The 15,654-nt window shown below is 66.8% G+C and carries 14 protein-coding genes and 1 pseudogene; 6 read left to right on the top strand and 9 right to left on the bottom strand.

The genetic code is table 11. The features are described from left to right. Window positions 1–23: 23 nt before the first annotated feature. Window positions 24–1,454 (bottom strand): gamma-aminobutyraldehyde dehydrogenase, encoded by a 1,431-nt coding sequence (locus AC1DES_RS01555; RefSeq protein WP_476893929.1) that lies wholly within the window; start codon window positions 1,452–1,454, stop codon window positions 24–26. Between the two features lie 167 nt (window positions 1,455–1,621). Between AC1DES_RS01555 and AC1DES_RS01550 the strand changes: the two genes are divergently transcribed. From AC1DES_RS01550 to AC1DES_RS01540, 3 genes are all read left to right on the top strand, one after another. Further along, the gene (locus tag AC1DES_RS01550) at window positions 1,622–3,064 is read left to right on the top strand and encodes a PucR family transcriptional regulator (RefSeq protein WP_476893928.1); all 1,443 of its coding nucleotides are present in this window, start codon (window positions 1,622–1,624) and stop codon (window positions 3,062–3,064) included. Between the two features lie 111 nt (window positions 3,065–3,175). After that, a complete protein-coding gene (locus tag AC1DES_RS01545; RefSeq protein ID WP_476893927.1) occupies window positions 3,176–4,483 on the top strand; it encodes an MFS transporter in 1,308 nt (435 codons plus the stop codon). Beyond that, a complete protein-coding gene (locus AC1DES_RS01540; RefSeq protein ID WP_476893926.1) occupies window positions 4,480–5,160 on the top strand; it encodes a FadR/GntR family transcriptional regulator in 681 nt (226 codons plus the stop codon). Before AC1DES_RS01545 ends, AC1DES_RS01540 begins: the two co-directional genes overlap by 4 nt. 177 nt (window positions 5,161–5,337) lie before the next feature. Here the strand turns inward: AC1DES_RS01540 and AC1DES_RS01535 are convergent, their stop codons facing one another. Continuing rightward, window positions 5,338–5,874, bottom strand: coding sequence for a hypothetical protein (locus tag AC1DES_RS01535; RefSeq protein ID WP_476893925.1), 537 nt, complete (start codon window positions 5,872–5,874; stop codon window positions 5,338–5,340). A gap of 225 nt (window positions 5,875–6,099) precedes the next feature. On the opposite strand from AC1DES_RS01535, the gene AC1DES_RS01530 reads away from it, so the two are divergent. Next, window positions 6,100–6,951, top strand: a complete 852-nt coding sequence (locus tag AC1DES_RS01530; RefSeq protein WP_476893924.1) for a DUF1206 domain-containing protein — start codon at window positions 6,100–6,102, stop codon at window positions 6,949–6,951. A gap of 39 nt (window positions 6,952–6,990) precedes the next feature. Here AC1DES_RS01530 and AC1DES_RS01525 read toward each other — a convergent pair whose 3' ends face one another. The 4 genes from AC1DES_RS01525 to AC1DES_RS01510 all read right to left on the bottom strand — a co-directional run bounded on the left by AC1DES_RS01525 (window position 6,991) and on the right by AC1DES_RS01510 (window position 11,496). Then, window positions 6,991–7,980 (bottom strand): DNA topoisomerase IB, encoded by a 990-nt coding sequence (locus AC1DES_RS01525; protein ID WP_476893923.1) that lies wholly within the window; start codon window positions 7,978–7,980, stop codon window positions 6,991–6,993. Window positions 7,981–8,040: 60 nt separating this feature from the next. Then, window positions 8,041–9,519, bottom strand: coding sequence for an FAD-dependent oxidoreductase (locus AC1DES_RS01520; protein ID WP_476893922.1), 1,479 nt, complete (start codon window positions 9,517–9,519; stop codon window positions 8,041–8,043). A 97-nt stretch (window positions 9,520–9,616) separates the two neighbouring features. Then, window positions 9,617–10,909, bottom strand: a complete 1,293-nt coding sequence (cobA, locus tag AC1DES_RS01515) for a uroporphyrinogen-III C-methyltransferase (protein WP_476893921.1) — start codon at window positions 10,907–10,909, stop codon at window positions 9,617–9,619. 290 nt (window positions 10,910–11,199) lie between these two features. Further along, a complete protein-coding gene (locus AC1DES_RS01510) occupies window positions 11,200–11,496 on the bottom strand; it encodes a putative quinol monooxygenase (RefSeq protein ID WP_226759316.1) in 297 nt (98 codons plus the stop codon). Between the two features lie 422 nt (window positions 11,497–11,918). On the opposite strand from AC1DES_RS01510, the pseudogene AC1DES_RS01505 reads away from it, so the two are divergent. Next, window positions 11,919–13,033: pseudogene (locus tag AC1DES_RS01505) on the top strand (IS110 family RNA-guided transposase). 196 nt (window positions 13,034–13,229) lie between these two features. Then, complete coding sequence (locus AC1DES_RS01500) at window positions 13,230–13,502, top strand: DNA gyrase subunit A (protein WP_476893920.1); 273 nt, start codon at window positions 13,230–13,232, stop codon at window positions 13,500–13,502. A gap of 173 nt (window positions 13,503–13,675) precedes the next feature. Here the strand turns inward: AC1DES_RS01500 and AC1DES_RS01495 are convergent, their stop codons facing one another. The 3 genes from AC1DES_RS01495 to AC1DES_RS01485 form a co-directional block, all read right to left on the bottom strand. Continuing rightward, the gene (locus AC1DES_RS01495) at window positions 13,676–14,200 is read right to left on the bottom strand and encodes an N-acetyltransferase family protein (RefSeq protein ID WP_476893919.1); all 525 of its coding nucleotides are present in this window, start codon (window positions 14,198–14,200) and stop codon (window positions 13,676–13,678) included. Window positions 14,201–14,304: 104 nt separating this feature from the next. Then, window positions 14,305–14,760 carry an N-acetyltransferase family protein gene (locus AC1DES_RS01490; RefSeq protein ID WP_476893918.1) on the bottom strand — a complete coding sequence of 152 codons (456 nt, stop codon included), beginning with the start codon at window positions 14,758–14,760 and terminating at the stop codon, window positions 14,305–14,307. Window positions 14,761–14,819: 59 nt separating this feature from the next. Next, a complete protein-coding gene (locus AC1DES_RS01485; protein ID WP_476893917.1) occupies window positions 14,820–15,578 on the bottom strand; it encodes a phosphotransferase in 759 nt (252 codons plus the stop codon). Window positions 15,579–15,654 lie beyond the last annotated feature (76 nt).

Below are 15,654 nucleotides of genomic sequence, written 5' to 3'. Positions count from 1 at the left end.
TGCGTCGGCGTTATGCATCGGTGTTATGCGTCCAACGCGCTCATGACGTGCTTGATGCGGGTGTAGTCCTCGACGCCGTACATGGACAGGTCCTTGCCGTAGCCGGACTGCTTGAAGCCTCCGTGCGGCATTTCGGCGGTGAGGAGGATGTGGGTGTTGATCCAGACCGCGCCGAAGTCGAGGTCCCGGCTCAGGCGCATCGCGGTGCCGTGGTTCGTCGTCCAGACGCTGGAGGCCAGGGCGTAGTCGACGTCGTTCGCCATTTCCACGGCCTCGTGCTCGGTGCTGAACTTCTGCACCGTGATGACCGGGCCGAACGTTTCCTTCTGGACAATGTCATCGCTCTGCTTGGCGCCGGTGACGATGGTCGGCTCGAAGAAGAAGCCCTTCTCCCCCGCGCGGTGCCCGCCGGTCTCGATCCTGCAGTTCGCCGGCAGGTGCTCGACGACGGACGCCACCGAATTGAAGTGGTTGACGTTGTTGAGCGGGCCGAAGTAGTTGTCCTCGTCGTTCTGGGAGCCGGTGCGGAGGGTCTTCGTGTGCTCCACGAGGGCGGCGATGAGATCGTCATAGGCGGCGTCCTGGACCAGCACGCGGGCGATCGCCGTGCAGTCCTGGCCGGCGTTGAAGAAGGCGAACTCGGCGATGGCCGCGGCACTCTTCTTGATGTCGGCGTCCGCGAACACCACCGCGGGGGCCTTCCCGCCGAGCTCCAGGTGGGCGCGTTTGAGGCCCTTGGCGGCGCCCGAGGCGACGGCGATGCCGGCCCGGACGGATCCGGTGATCGAGACGAGGCCGGGGACCTTGTGCTCCACCATCATGGCGCCGGTCTCGCCGGTGCCGAGGATGACGTTCAGCACGCCGGCGGGGAAGATCCCGCCGGCCAGCCGGGCCAGCACCAGGGTGGATTCCGGGGTGGTGTCGGAGGGCTTGAGCACCACGGTGTTGCCGGCGGCCAGGGCGGGGCCGATCTTCCAGATGGCCATGAGGAAGGGGTAGTTCCACGGCGCCACCTGGGCGACGACGCCAATGGGTTCGCGCCGGACGTAGGAGGTGTGGCCTTCGAAGTACTCGCCGGCGGACTTGCCTTCCATGATGCGGGCGGCACCGGCGAAGAAGCGCAGCTGGTCGGCGCCGGCGGCGACTTCCTCGGAGGCAATGAGGGACCGGACCTGGCCGGTGTTGCGGTGCTGGGCCTCGACAAGCTCGTCGCTGTTGGCCTCGACGGCGTCGGCGAGCTTGAGCAGCATGAGCTGGCGCTGCCCCGGCGTCGTGTGCTTCCAGGTCTTGAAGGCGTCTTTCGCGGCCGACATGGCGGCGTCGACGTCGGCCAGCACGGAGATGGGCGATTTCGCCACGACGTCACCGTTTGTGGGGTTGACGATGTCCAGCATCCCGGTTCCGGCGGGGGTGACGAACTCGCCGTTGATGAAGTTCTGCAAGGTTTGAACCACGGTGTACAACCTCTTTCGTGCTGTTCTCGTACTCAGTCAGTACATGATGAGCGGACGTGCGACTGCTCACGAGCCTATGCCAGCCGGCCAAGCCAGGGAATAGGCACCTGCACACCGTCCTTCGGTGCTTTTAGTGCGCTTGTCCAGCGCGCGGCTATCCTGAATCCATGGCCATTTCACTCGCCGCATTGCTGGGGGTTCCGTCCCTCAAACTCACCAAGGCCGGCCTCGCCGAGACCACCTGGCACCAGGACATTCTCTGGGTGGCCGTCACCGAGCAGGAGGATCCGCAGCGCTTCCTCAACGGCGGGGAACTGATCCTGACAACCGGGATGCGGCTCAAGAGCGCCCCGGAGCAGCGCCGCTTCGTCCGCCAGGTCCAGCGCGCCGGCGCGGTGGGGATCGGTTTCGGGATCGGCCTGACGCACGACGCCGTGCCGCCTGCCCTGATCGCCGAGGCCAACCGCTGGGGGCTGCCCGTGGTGGAGGTGCCGTACGAGACGCCGTTCATCGCCATCGGCAAGCTCGTGGCCGACGCCCAGTCCGCGGACCACTTCGCCAAACTCGAACGCCTCATCGCCGGGCACCAGATCCTGGCCCGGGCCCTGCTGACCGGGGGCGGTCTCGCCGAACTCCTGAAGCACCTGGGCTCCATGCTGCGCACCGAGATCGTCCTCACCCAGTTCACCGCCCAGCTCTACAACAGCATGCCCGGCCGCGCCGCCCCCACGGCCGAAGGCTGGGCGTCCTACCCCATCCCCACCGGCCGCCGCGATGCCTGCACACTCTGGGTGAAGCAGCCCTTCGAGGACACAGGAATCGTCAGCTATGCGCAGAACCTGATCAGCGTCGAGCTCAACAACATGGTCAAGCAGCGCCAGGCCCAGCGGGCCCTCGCCGGGCAGGTCCTGGAGGACGTGATCCACGGGACCCTGGAGGCCAGCGAAGCCGCCCGGCGGCTCGCGGGTGTCGGCATCAACACGACCCGCAAGAACGTGGTCCTCCTGGCCGAATCCGCGCCCCACCAAAAGCAGCTGAGCGCTTCCTCGCTGCCGCAGCCGCTCGAGAAGGCGGTGAGCGCCGTCGTCGGGAAGGACCTGGTAGCGGTGGTCCCCGACGACGGCAGCGGCGCCATTGCCCTCGCCAGGAGCCTCAGCGACCATCTGGCCGAGGCCGGAATCCACGCCACGATCGGCATCGGGGGGGCCTACACAAAGCCGAACGGCCTGCGCTGGAGCTACTTCGAGGCCCGCGACGCCGCCAGCCACGGACTGCCGGTCAACGAGCCCGAACGGCTGAGCCTGACGTCGCTGCTGCTGGCCAGCGAGGACGTTCCGCTGGCGGACATGGCCAACGAGTCCCTGAATCCGCTCCGGACCTTCGATGCCGCGCACGGGGCCGAGCTCATGACCACGCTGGAGAGCTACCTCAACAACAACGGCTCGGTGGCTGCCGTCGCCGAGGAGCTCACCCTGCACCGGAATACCGTCCGCTACCGGCTGGCCCAGATCACCGAGCTCACCGGGTACGACCCGGCCCAGACGCAGGACCGGGTCCAGCTCTGGCTGGCGCTGGCCGTGCAGCGGCTGGGTGCGCGCCACCCGCGCTGACACCGGACCCCTCCTCCCCGCCTTGCTTCCTGGCGTCGTCTCCGTTGTCACTTTCCGAGATCTTCGCCACTAAAGGCTAGGGCCCAAACGTCAAACGTCTAACCTTTAACAATGGCTAGCAGCACGGCGGTCTCCGCCCTTCCCCAGACAGCTCCCCCCGGCGTCGGCCGCCCGCGCGGCGTCATTGTTGCCGGTGTCGTCGCGCTCGTGCTGATCGGCCTGAACCTGCGCGCCGGCATCACGGGTTCGGCCGCACTCTTCCACGACCTCCAGGCCACCCTGGGCTACGGGCCCCTGATCGCCGCCCTGCTCCCGTCGATTCCCACACTGTGTTTCGCGGTGGCAGGGGCCGCCACATCCTGGCTCACCCGCCACCTCGGTCTCGAAAAGTCCATCCTGCTGTCGCTCGTGATGCTGGCCGCGGGTCTCCTGCTCCGGGGCATTCCCTCCACCGGGATGCTGCTCGCCGGGACCGTGGCGGGCATGTCGGGGCTGGCCATCTGCAACGTGGCGATGCCCGCGTTCATCCGGGTGCACTTCGCGGACCGCACGTCCCTCATGACGGCCCTGTACACGGTGACCATGACCACGGGCGCCACCGTCACCGCCGTGCTGATCGTCCCCGTGGCACAGGCACTGGGATCGCCCTCCGCGGGGGTCGGGTCAATCGGCCTCCTGGCCTTGTGCGCCTGCCTCGGCTTCCTGCCGATCGCCGTGCACGCCCACCGCAACGCCTCCACGGTCAAGGCCGCCCGGATTTCCCCGTGGCCCCTGCTGCGGACCCGCACGGGCGCGCTGATCACCCTTGGCTTCACGGTGCAGGCGCTCCTGGCCTACTCCGTCCTGAGCTGGTTCCCCTACATGCTGGCCACGATGGGACTCACGGCCTCCGGCAGCGGGCTGATGTTCGGGCTCATGCAGCTCGTCTCTGTCCCCGCCGGCATGGTGCTGGTCGCCATCGGCTCGCGCCCGCGGATGCTGCGGACCGCGTTTTATCTGGCCACCGTGACAATGGCGCTCGGCGTCCTCGCGATGCTGGTCCTGCCGGTCGGCTGGGCCCCCCTGACGGCGGTGCTGTTGGGTTTCGGGCTCGGCATCTTCCCGCTGGTCATGGTGATGATCAGCCGCAGCGGGCGCACCACCGCGGAGACCACCGCGCTGTCCACCGTGGCCCAGTCGGCCGGGTATCTGCTGGCGACCGCCGGGCCCTTCGGCATGGGCCTGCTGCACAGCGCCACCAACTCCTGGACTCTGCCCCTGGCACTGCTGCTGGCCGTGGCCCTCGGCCAGGTCGTGGTCGGGCACCTCCTCACGGGCCGCCCCAAAGACCTGAAGCCGACGCACCCGCGGCCCGCAACCCCGCCGCCCGCGCAGCTCCGGCGCACTTCCCCGGAGTCCGCCGAAAGGACGCCGCGATGACACTCACCGCGTCGCACCGGCCGCCGCTGGTCGAGGAAATCACCGCCAAGCTGCGCGAACTCATCCATTCGGGGGAATGGCCGCTGCAGCGGCGGATCCCGGCCGAGCCCGAGCTGATGGCTGTCCTGGGGGTCTCCCGCGGAACGCTTCGCGAGGCCATCAAGGCGCTGGCGCACAGCGGCATGCTGGAGGTCCGCCGCGGTGACGGCACGTATGTTCGTGCCACGAGCGAAATGTCCGGCGCCGCCCAGCGCATGTACCGGGACCACACCCAGGAGCACATCCTTGAAGTCCGCGTGGGGCTGGACACCCAGGCCGCCAGGCTCGCCGCCCGCCATGCGACGGCCGGCGACGTCGCCGCCATGCGCGGGCTCCTGGAGCAACGACGCGCAGCCTGGCTCTCCGGGGACTTTGCCGCCTGGGGACGGGCCGATTGGGACTTCCACGTTCTGGTGGCGCAGGCGTCGGGAAATCCCCTGCTGCACGAGCTGTACGTCAGCTTCGGCGAGGTCTTCCACAATGACCTGCTGCGGCAACAGCGCCGCGGCGGCTTCAACGGCCTCCCCCACGAAGGCCACGGCGAGCTGGTGGATGCCATTGAGACACGCGACGAGGCCGCCGCCGTCGACAGCGTCAACCGGAACCTGAACTCCTGCGCGGAGTGGCTCCAGGACTAGCCGAGGTTAGTTCTGCGTCGCCCCTGCGGTAGACCTTGCTCCAGGCGGCGGCCGCGGGCCGCAGCAAAACGCCGCCCGAGCACGACAAAGGCCTCCGGCCGGAACCTTCGTTCCGCCCGGAGGCCTTCGTCGTACGGCCTGGATCCAGCGTGCGGCCGAAACCCGGCGAGCCGGGATCTAACGCGCGAGACCCTGGAATACGTTCTTAGGACGCTGCATCTCGCCGTGCTTGGCACCAAGGATGATGACCCAGCCGGCGAAGACCGGGATGGCCCACTGCAGGATCTTCAGCTGCTGCTGCGCGGAGCGGAGCTCTTCAGAGGCGCCATGCTTGGGCTCGGTGGCGCCTTCAGCGCCCTCGGCGGCCAGTTTGTCCACCTTGGCGCCCTGCACGCCTGCGTAGAGGGTGACTGCGGCACCGACGAGGGTGACGATGGATTTGTAGACGGTGAGCCGGGTGACGCCGTCCTGCTTGGCCATCCGGCCCTTGTTCTCCCACACGACGGCCAGTCCGGAGAGGAAGTGCGCTCCGAAGGCGGCCGTCTGGAACGGGGCCCACTTCTTCCACCCCAGGCTCGACAGCCGGGTGCGTTCGGCCGGGTCCTTGGCTTCCGCCGTCGCGCCATTCAGCCCGATGGCGCCCATCAGTGAACCGCCGAACCAGGCGCCCGCGGTGAGGTCGTGGATGGATCGGGCAACGAGATTACCTGCCATGTTGAGCTTCCTATCGTCTGTGATCGAATCCGGAATCGCCGCGGGCGCGTGGCCTGCACCGCCCGCGAGCGTCATGGCCCCAAGAAGCCATGTCTCCGCTATGGTAAGCACACTTAGGAAAAAGTTGATAGCAGAGAGGTCGGCCGGGTGCTGAACAGCGTAGAATCAGCGCCATTGCACCCGGACGCCCGCTCCGCGGACGGGATGAGGTTTCGAGGCACAGCCATGACGGGAAAAACGCCGGACAAGGCCACCGGAATAGGGGAAGCCGCCGGCGCAGCCGCCGCCACCGCGGAGGCGGCCTCGAACAGCACGGCACTCGACATCCTCGCGCGTGCCGGCTTCGCCGTAATGGCGCTCCTTCACATCATCATCGGCGCGATTGCCATTGAGCTGGCTTTCGGTGCGCAAGGCCAGGCGGAGCCCACGGGCGCCATTGAACAGCTCGCGGCAACCCCCTGGGGCCCGGCCGTGATGTGGGCCGGGCTGCTCGGGTGTGCCGGGCTGTCGCTCTGGCAGCTGAGTGAAGCCACGCTGCGGGCCCGTCATCTTCCGCGCGGTGAACGGCTGGGCAAGCTCATCTCCTCCGGCTTCCTCAGCATCGCCTACGGCAGCCTCGGGTTCACGTTTGCCAGCTTCGCCGCGGGCGTCCGGAGCGATTCCGGCGATTCCACCCGGGACTTCAGCGAATCCGTCATGAACCGTCCCCTCGGCGCTCCCCTGCTCATTGCGTTGGGCCTGACGATTATCGGGATCGGCGTGTACTTCATCGTCAAGGGCTTCGGAAAGAAGTTCAAGGAGGAGCTGCACCGTTTCGAGGGAACCCGCCGGGGCAAGCTGATCAGCGCCCTCGGCGTGGCCGGTCACGCCGCCAAAGGGGCAGCGCTGATCCTGGCCGGCTTGCTGTTCGTGGTGGCCGCGGCCACGAACAACCCCGGATCCTCCACGGGCCTGGACGGCAGCCTCAAGGCGTTGCGGGACCAGGCCCTCGGCCCCTACCTGCTCCTGGCGATCGGCGCCGGTTTCGTGGCGTACGGCGTCTTTGCGCTGGTCCGGGCCCGGTTTGGCCGGATGTAGGGGCGGCTCCGCCCAACCGAATCGCAGCGCGAGTGCAGCTCACCGCAGGGATACGACGTCGCCTTCGCGGTACAGCAGGGCCCGCACCTCGGACTCGGCGGAGGCGAGCCGTTTCGGGTCAACGGTGTCCCCGGCCGCGAAATGGTCCAGGATGCGGGGGTCCACATAGCTCTTCCGCGCGATCGACGGCGTGTTCCCCAGGACCGCCGCCGCGTCCTGCATGGCCCGGCTGACGGCGCGCTTCCGGGCGGAGACCTGCCGCTGCGGCCCGCTCTGGGCCAGGCTGGTCGCTGCCGCCACAGTCCCGCGGAGGGTGCGGAAGTCCTTGGCCGTGAAATCGCCGCCTGTCCGCTCCTTCACGTACGCGTTGATATCCGCGCTGGAGACCGGATGCCAGCTGCGGCCATCCTTGTAGGCCAGCAGCCTGGCGTTCCCGCCGCGGCGCTTGAGCAGCCGTACGACGGCGGCGAGGTCGGCGTCGGCGATCCGCGAATCCCAAGTCTTCCCGCTCTTGGCGGGGAAGCTGAGCCTGAGCTCGTCCTTCCTCACCCCCACATGGGCGCAGAGCAACGTAGCCAGGCCGTGGCTGCCGTTTTCGTTGGTGTACCGTTCGGAACCGACCCGCAGCGATCCGCTGTCCAGCATCCGGAACGCGGCCGCGAGCACCCGTTCCCGCGTCAGCCCCTCGGAACGCAGGTCCATGGTCACGAGCCGGCGCGCGGCCGGCAGGGTTTCCGCGAGCTGCAGGGCACGGTCGAACTTCAGCCGGTCTTTCCGCTCCCGCCAGCCCGGATGGTAGATGTACTGCCGCCGGCCCACGGCGTCGAGTCCGGTCGCCTGGATGTGGCCGTTGTCGTAGGGCGCTATCCACACGTCCGTCCACGCCGGCGGGATGCCGATGCTTTCCAGCCGTTCGCGCACGGGCCCGGCGGGCAGCGTTGAGCCGTCCAGGTCCTTGTAGCTGAACCCGGTCCCGGCCGGGACCCGGCGGTATCCGCGGCCGGACGCGTTGCTGTGACGGAGCCTCATGACGGTAAGCCTACTGACTACAGCCCTGCTTTTCGCCAGTCCCCAGACAGTGGCGGGAGCTCAGACCTGCGCAGCCACGCCGTCGCGGGAGATGGCAACCATGGCCTGACGCGGGACCACCTTGATGCGCTCACGGGCCACCGCGACGCCGTGCGAACCGCCGGCGGCCGTCGCCTCGGCTCCGAGGGCGAGTTCGTGGGCGTCCAGCGCCAGCCAGCCCTCCCAGCTGGTGAACTGCACGCCGCGGCTTTCCAGGAGCTCGACGACGGCACTTTCGGCGGGTGCCTCCGCAACCGGGAGGTTTTCGCGGTCTTCCAGAAGGTAGGTCACGGTTTCCAGGGCATCGCCCTTGGTGTGGCCGATGAGCCCCACCGGACCGCGCTTGATCCAGCCGGTCGCGTAAATCCCCGGCACGTGGGCGCCGGAGGCATCGAGGACACGGCCGCCGTCGTTCGGCACAACGCCCTTCTTGTGGTCGAATTCGACCTCGGGCAGGGCGGAGCCGAAGTAGCCGATCGCGCGGTAGACGGCCTGGACCGGGTAGTCGACGAACTCGCCGGTGCCGCGGGCGTTGCCCGTGCCGTCCAGTTCCGTGCGCTCAAACTTGATACCGGCGACGCGGCCGGGCGCGCCGGCGTCGCCGGTATTGTCCCCGTACACCTCCACCGGGCTGTGCAGGAAGTGCAGGTGCAGGCGGCGGGAGGCTGTGAGCTCGGAGAGGTCCTCGGGCTGCTCGGCGATCCAGTTGGTGAGCGTGCCCACCATGGTTTTGGTCTGGTTGTTGGTCTGGATCTGGCGGTCGGATTCGGCGTCGAACTCGAAGTCCTCGGCGTAGAGGATGATGTCGACGTCCTTGGAATGGGAGAGTTCGCGCAGTTCCAGCGGGGTGAACTTGACCTGGGCGGGGCCGCGGCGGCCGAAGACGTGCACGTCCGTGACCGGGGAATCCTTCAAGGCGCGGTAGACGTTGTCCGGGATCTCCGAGACCAGGAGGTCATCGGCGTGCTTGGAGAGCATGCGGGCCACGTCCAGGGCCACGTTGCCGTTGCCGATCACGGCGATTTCCTTGGCCTCCAGCGGCCAGTCGCGGGACACGTCCGGGTGCCCGTCGTACCAGGAGACGAAGTCGGCGCCGCCGAAGGAGCCCTCGAGTTCGATGCCCGGAATGTTCAGGTCCGCGTCCTTGATGGCGCCGGTGGCGAAGATGACGGCGTCGTAGTGCGTGCGCAGGTCCTCGATGGAGAGGTCCGTGCCGTAGTCCACGTTGCCGAAGAAGCGGATGTCGCCCCGGTCCAGGACCTTGTGCAGGGCGTTGACGATCCCCTTGATGCGGGGGTGGTCCGGCGCCACGCCGTAGCGGATCAGGCCGTAGGGTGCCGGGTAGCGGTCGAAGAGGTCGATGCTGACGGTGAGCTCGCCGCTCTTGACCGCCTCGCTCTTGGTCAGGATGTCCGCGGCGTAGACACCGGCGGGGCCGGAGCCGACGACGGCGACGCGCAGCGGGCGGGCGGCGGTTCCTACGGGGGTGCTTGTTGACACGGCTGTGTTCCTTTTTTCTGTCACGGCCCAACTGACTCGCACTTAGGGCCGTTTTGAGGGCTCAAAACGGCCCCTGCTGCGAGCTAGTTGGGTGGGGCTACGGGGTCAGTACGCGGGTCCTGGTGGTGCGGGATGTACGGGGGGCGTTCGGGGAGGTGGTGCTGTAATCGGCGGTCTTGAAGTGCGACGGCGCGTACGGGCTGACGCGGACGACGTCGCCGATCACGATCACGGCCGGATTCGCGACGCCGACGTCCTCCGCCTGGTCTGCGATGGTCCCCAGGGTTCCGATGGTGACCCGCTGGTTCGGCAGGTAACCATTCTCTACGATGCCAACAGGTGTCCCCTGAGGCAAACCGGCGCGTGCCAGGGAGTCGGCGGAATCCCGGAGCTGGCCCACGCCCATGAGCAGGACGATCGTGTGATCGGCGCGGGCGGGGACCTCGGACAGCTCCTCGTGGCCGGTCACTACGCTGAAGCCCTTGGCCAGTCCGCGGTGCGTGACGGGAATGCCGGCGGCGGCGGGGACGGAGATCGCCGACGTGACGCCGGGAACCACTTCCACCTCGACGCCGTGCTGGCGGCAGAATTCGGCTTCCTCGCCGCCGCGGCCCAGGACGTAGGGGTCCCCGCCCTTGAGCCGGACCACGCGGTGGCCCTGCCGGGCTTCTGCCACGAGGATGGCGTTGATCTCTTGTTGCGGCACGGGGTGGTGGCCGGGGGTCTTGCCGACCTCGATTACGCGGACATCGGGCGCGAGTTCCGCGAGGAGCTCGCGCGGGCCCAGGCGGTCCGCGATCACGACGTCGGCCTGGCCCAGGAGCCGCCGGCCGCGGACCGTGATGAGCCCGGTGTCGCCGGGGCCTCCGCCCACCAGGGCAACGGAGCCGGCGGACGGATCGGTCCGGGCCCGCCGCCGGCGCAGCGGCAGGTCTCCTGTTTCGAGGGCAGTGGCGACGGCGTCGCGCAGGGCCATGGCGCGGCGCGGGTCTCCCCCGGCGTTCACGGCGATCTTGATGTCGTCCACGACGGCGACGGCGGGGGTCCAGGCGGCGGAGGCTTCGTGGTCGGAGGCGTTGACGCACCAGATCCGCTGCCCCTCGGCGTCGGCTGAGACCTGCGCGTCCACGGCGGCGTCGCCGGTGGCGGTCTGGACGAACCAGGCGCCGTCGACGTCGGACGGCCGGTAGGGGCGCTGCTCCCAGGTCAGGAGCCCGGCATCGGCAAGTTCACGCAGGGCCGGGGACGCCAGCGGCGCCACCACCGTGACGCGGGCGCCGGCGTCGAGCAGCCCCTTGGCGCGCCGTGCGGCGACCGGGCCGCCGCCGACGACCAGCACGGGGCGGCCGAGCAGGCGCAGCGCGGTGGGGTAAATGTCCTGAATTGCCATGCATCGACGATAGGCGCGGCGTGCGGGACCAACAACGGCGGCGGAAACACCCGTTCACGCAGGGTAACGCCGCGTCACATAGTTGTTCGTCATCTGGGTGCGGTCCGGACGGCGCCCTGGGTCCCCTGTCGCCGTCCCTGTCGCCGTCCCTGTCGCCGTCCCTGTCGCCGTCCGCGGGCACTTCGACGGCCGGGGGCACTTCGACGGCCGGAACAGCCACTTCGGGCTCAAATGACGGCGTGTCCGTGTCAATGTGCCCCCGTTCGGCCGGCGGCTGGGCGGCCATCGACCTATTTCACCGCGATGAGCTCGATCAGTTTGATGTCGGGGTCCTTGGCCAGCATGGCCGGGCCGTGCTGGCCAAGGGCCGCGGGGATGGCTCCGTCGAGGTGGGCCTGCCGGTCCGCCTCGGTGTCAAAGGTGTCAAAGATGCCGAACGTGTTCTCGTTGACCCGGAAGGCGTACCAGGTCCGGGTGCCGGGCTCCGTCAGGACGATGTCGCGGCCGCCGTTGAGGAAGTCCCAGACATCCTGCTCCTTCCCCGGCTTGGCTTCGACCAGTGCCAGCACTCCGTATTTTGGCGCCACGGCTGTCTCCTCAGAATTGGGCGGGATTGGCCGAAAACCGGCCTATAGTCGCGAGTCTAGGCTCGTCCCGGGGTCCGGACAAGGCGTCACGAGGGGCCGGACCGGGCCCCGATCCCTGGGGCAGCAAAGAACAATGTGAGTCTTACTGTGGTTGGTCTGGGACTAGCTGGCAGTGTGGATGCCGGTCGTTCTGCCTGGCGCGTGACTCGAATAAACAATTGCCCCCGCGAGGGTGCGTTTCCCCCGACTTGTCCGCGCCGGGTGGAGCGGCCGGCGTTGACCTGTCCCACGTCGGTGGCTTGATTAGAAGCTTGCCCAGCCTTTGGAGGTTGTGGCTCATCACAGTATTGCCTCGAAGTGACTCTTCCCAGGTCAGTGCCGGTCGTGATGCGACCAGTCTTGCCCGTTCGAAAGGAAGGAGGGTGGCCGCGTTGACTATCGTTGCGCAGACCCGCCCGTTCGTCGTCGGCGTGGACTGTCACGCCCGCACACACACGTACGCCATCATCGAGGCCAGCACCAAGCGACAGATCGCGTGCGAACAGTTCCCGACCACCCTGGCAGGGATTTCCCGCGCACTTGCCTGGGTAGGCCGACGGACCGACGGCGACATGGCCTGTCTATGGGCCGTCGAGGGTATCGGCTCCTAGGGGGCACGTCTGGCCCGTAGGAGCCGATGCCGGCTGCGACGTCGCCGAAGCTCCCCGGATGAACGCCCGCGGGCGCCGGGGAATCGGTAAATCCGACCCGCTGGACGCCGCCGCCATCGGAACCGCAGTCCTGGCCATAGAGGAGTCCCAGCTCCGCGCCCCGCGCAGGGATGAAGGAACCCGCGCCGGACTCAGGATCCTGAGCGCAGCACGGGATCAGTTGACCCGGGAACGAACAATGAATGTCAATGCACTCATCGCCTTACTCCGGGCACACGATCTGGGAATTGACGCTCGTAAACCTCTGGTTCCCGCCCAGATCGCCACGATCACCCGATGGCGGGAACGACAGGAGCAGATCGAACTATCGATCGCGCGCGAGGAAGCAGTTCGGTTGGCGCGCCGCGTTCTCGAAGTGACCACCCAGCTGGCTGCGAACCACAAGCGCATGACAGAGCTGATCCAGGAAAGCCCCGCTGCGCCGCTGTTGGAGATGGTGGGCGCTGGGGCTGTCACGGTCGCTGCTGTCCTGACAGCTTGGTCGCATCCAGGAAGGGTTCGCAGCGAAGCTGCCTTTGCATCGCTGGCAGGGGTGAGTCCCTTGCCAGCCTCAAGCGGCAACACTGTCAGGCACAGGCTCAACCGGGGCGGTGATAGGCGCCTCAACAGAGGCTTGCACACCATCACCATGACCCGGATGGCCCATGACCCCGGAACCCGCGACTACGTCACCAGACGCACCCAAGAAGGCCCGCAGCTACCGCGAAATCCGCAGATCCCTCAAGCGCTACATCGCCCGAACCCTCTACCGCCAACTCAACTCCCTTTACGCCACCGCGGGAACGGCCTCAACCCACATTGCCGGGGCAAATCCCTTCCCGCAATAAGAGCGCATGAAGGTGCGGTTGAGCATGCCGGGCTTCGGTCTAACTCCCGCTGCGGAATTCCTGGGGGCTAACGGAGGCGACCTGACTGTCTCGCACTAGCGATACGTGACAGCTGGGCTGCAAATGCGTAGCGCCCGCAAGCCGATCCCTAATGGACGTAGTGCCCCAAGGACTCCCGTCGTGCAAGGATCGCCGCATGGATGAGGACGAGCGGCACACGAGGGAAGAACTGATGATCATCGATGCTCTACTGCGGGCGATGGATCGACGTGACGAGGTCTTCCAGATGATTGAGGACTCAGAGAACGTGGACGAAGCAAGACGTGGCGTGGGCCAGCTGTTGGGTGTGGGCGAGTTGGGAAGCCGTGCAGTCCTCGACCTGCAAGTCAGAAGGCTCACCCGAGACCAGCGTCACAGGCTCGCTTCCCGGGCAGCAGAACTTAGATCGCAGCTGTCCGATGATCGCTGAGGACTAGGAGGAATCCGTTTTCGTCACCGGCGAACAACTGGGAACGGCACCCGCAAACGTGCAGAGATACTGACACTCACCGCGTTCTGGATGAGTACCTCCCTCGGTAGAGACGTGTCTGGATCAGGCAGACTTTAGCGGTGTACGTTCAGGGATCCTCGATGGCACACCGCTCACAACGCACTCAACGAGGATTGGTACCGTACTTCGGTTAGTACGGAACCGCCCATCGTCTGTTCTTTGATGGTGCCATCCATTGTCATGCCCATCCGTTGGTAGAAGTGCCTCCCACGCTGATTCGCCTCGAGAACCCAAACGGTGAGTGCGGTGTGGCCGCTGTTGCGTAGCTGATTGAGTGCCGCGTCCCATAACTGACGTCCGACTCCCGCACCAACGTGGTCCCGAACGAGGTACAGGGCAGTCACCTCTCCGGTTAGCGCGTCGGCGTCATTATTCCGGCTGGTGTCTGCGTGGACGAAGCCAACGATGGCCCCGCTAGCCACGGCGACCAAAGGACGAGGAAGCATCTCCTCGTGCAGCATTTGGTTCCAGCTTGCGGCTCGCTGATCAGCATTGAGTCCTTCTAGAACGACATCCGAGATTAGTCCGCGGTAGGCCCACTGCCACGCGTGGACGTGTACCAGCGCGAGGTCCTGTATGTCCCGATCTTTGGCAGAGCGAATCTCAATCGTCGTCATCTGCCTATTCAACAGGGATAGAGCGGCTCAGTAGAGAATCTGACTCGGCACAACGCATCGCCGGTCACGAATTTTCACCTCGAAGCCGTCCGCAAGACGATCGCTTATCGGGACGCCTCGAAGAGAATGAGCTCGGACCGACCGTCGTCCGCGGTCACTCCGCGAACCTCCGAGGATCGGGCGACCGGCCCGAAACCGAGAGTCTCGTGCATTCTGATGGATGCCGTGTTGTGTTCGTTCGTAAAGTAGTAAGCGATCGAAGCCCGAGACCAGATCCATTCCAATCTCGCCCGGGTGAGGGCAGAACCCACTCCTCGCCGGCGGAACCCGGGAGCGACCACCACGCCCCCGAGATAGTGGCCTGCGGGAGCGCTGCCTTCCGGATCCTGGTGGAGACGCGTTTTGGCTACGCCGACGATCTCGCCTTGCGTGACAGCCACCAATACGACGCGGTCGCTCCCTGGGGCGATCATCTCACCGGTCCAGCGTGCCCGGTCGCTGGCATCACAGACGACATTCACATGTCCCAGGTCGTCCAGGGTCGATTCACGAATCTGCATGGACAGAGCGTACTGGGCGAGCCGAACCGCTCCATCGTTCCTGCCCGCTAGCCGATCCGTCAACGTGTTGGTGGTGAGAGCGCTTCCGCCCAGATGGACTGATGCTGCCCCGCGTATTGAGTTGCTGCTCTCCAATGGTCACCGTGCCCACTGGCATACATCGTGCCCCATGGCTCCTTATCTGCCTCGTTAGAAGACCTCAGGAGGTTATACATGGCCGCGGCCCGGCGATGCATCGCGGCAGGCAGGTCGGCTCGCAGGCCAGCGTCTGCTGCATAGCCATCCACGAATGCCGCGAGATTCTGTGCCGCTTCCGTGGGGGCCTGCTGGGTGTTGGAGAGCGTGAAGGCTTGGGCGGCATAGGCGAGGTCCCAAAGCCGGGTGCTCGGCGCGGCAGCGTCCCAGTCGATAAAGGTCCATCGTTCGCCGATGATGAGGTTCCACGGGGCAAGGTCGTTGTGGCAAATTAGCTCTTCGCCGGGGCTGGGAATCGCGGTGATCCACGCCGCGGCAGGGTCGGGCGTGAATGCTTCGCTCGCGTCGTGAATGGCTCGCACCATCGCTCCGACCCGACCGAGTTCCGAATGTGTGAGTGGATCCGAATCGAGCGCAAGCCACCCTGGAATGAACTCGGTGACCTGCCTACCCTGCTCATCCTGGCCGAGGATAGAGGGGACATCGACACCCGCCTCCCGAACTGCTGTCATGAAGGCGAGGACACTAGGGGTTGCATCGGTCCACGGCTTGCGGACTGTTGACCCCACACGCATAACCACTCCGCTGGCATTGCCTCCGTTGAGGACTTCCTCGTCTTTCACAGCTAAAGACTAGCTTTCGAAAGTCGGCTGCCCGTAAGCCAGCAGGTGATGCCACCTACATCCTCACTGACTTACG

The sequence above is a fragment of the Arthrobacter sp. 05T442 genome, from assembly GCF_056395945.1.
Note: the sequence above shows the minus strand (reverse complement) of the source record. Positions and strands in the feature narration are given on the sequence as shown.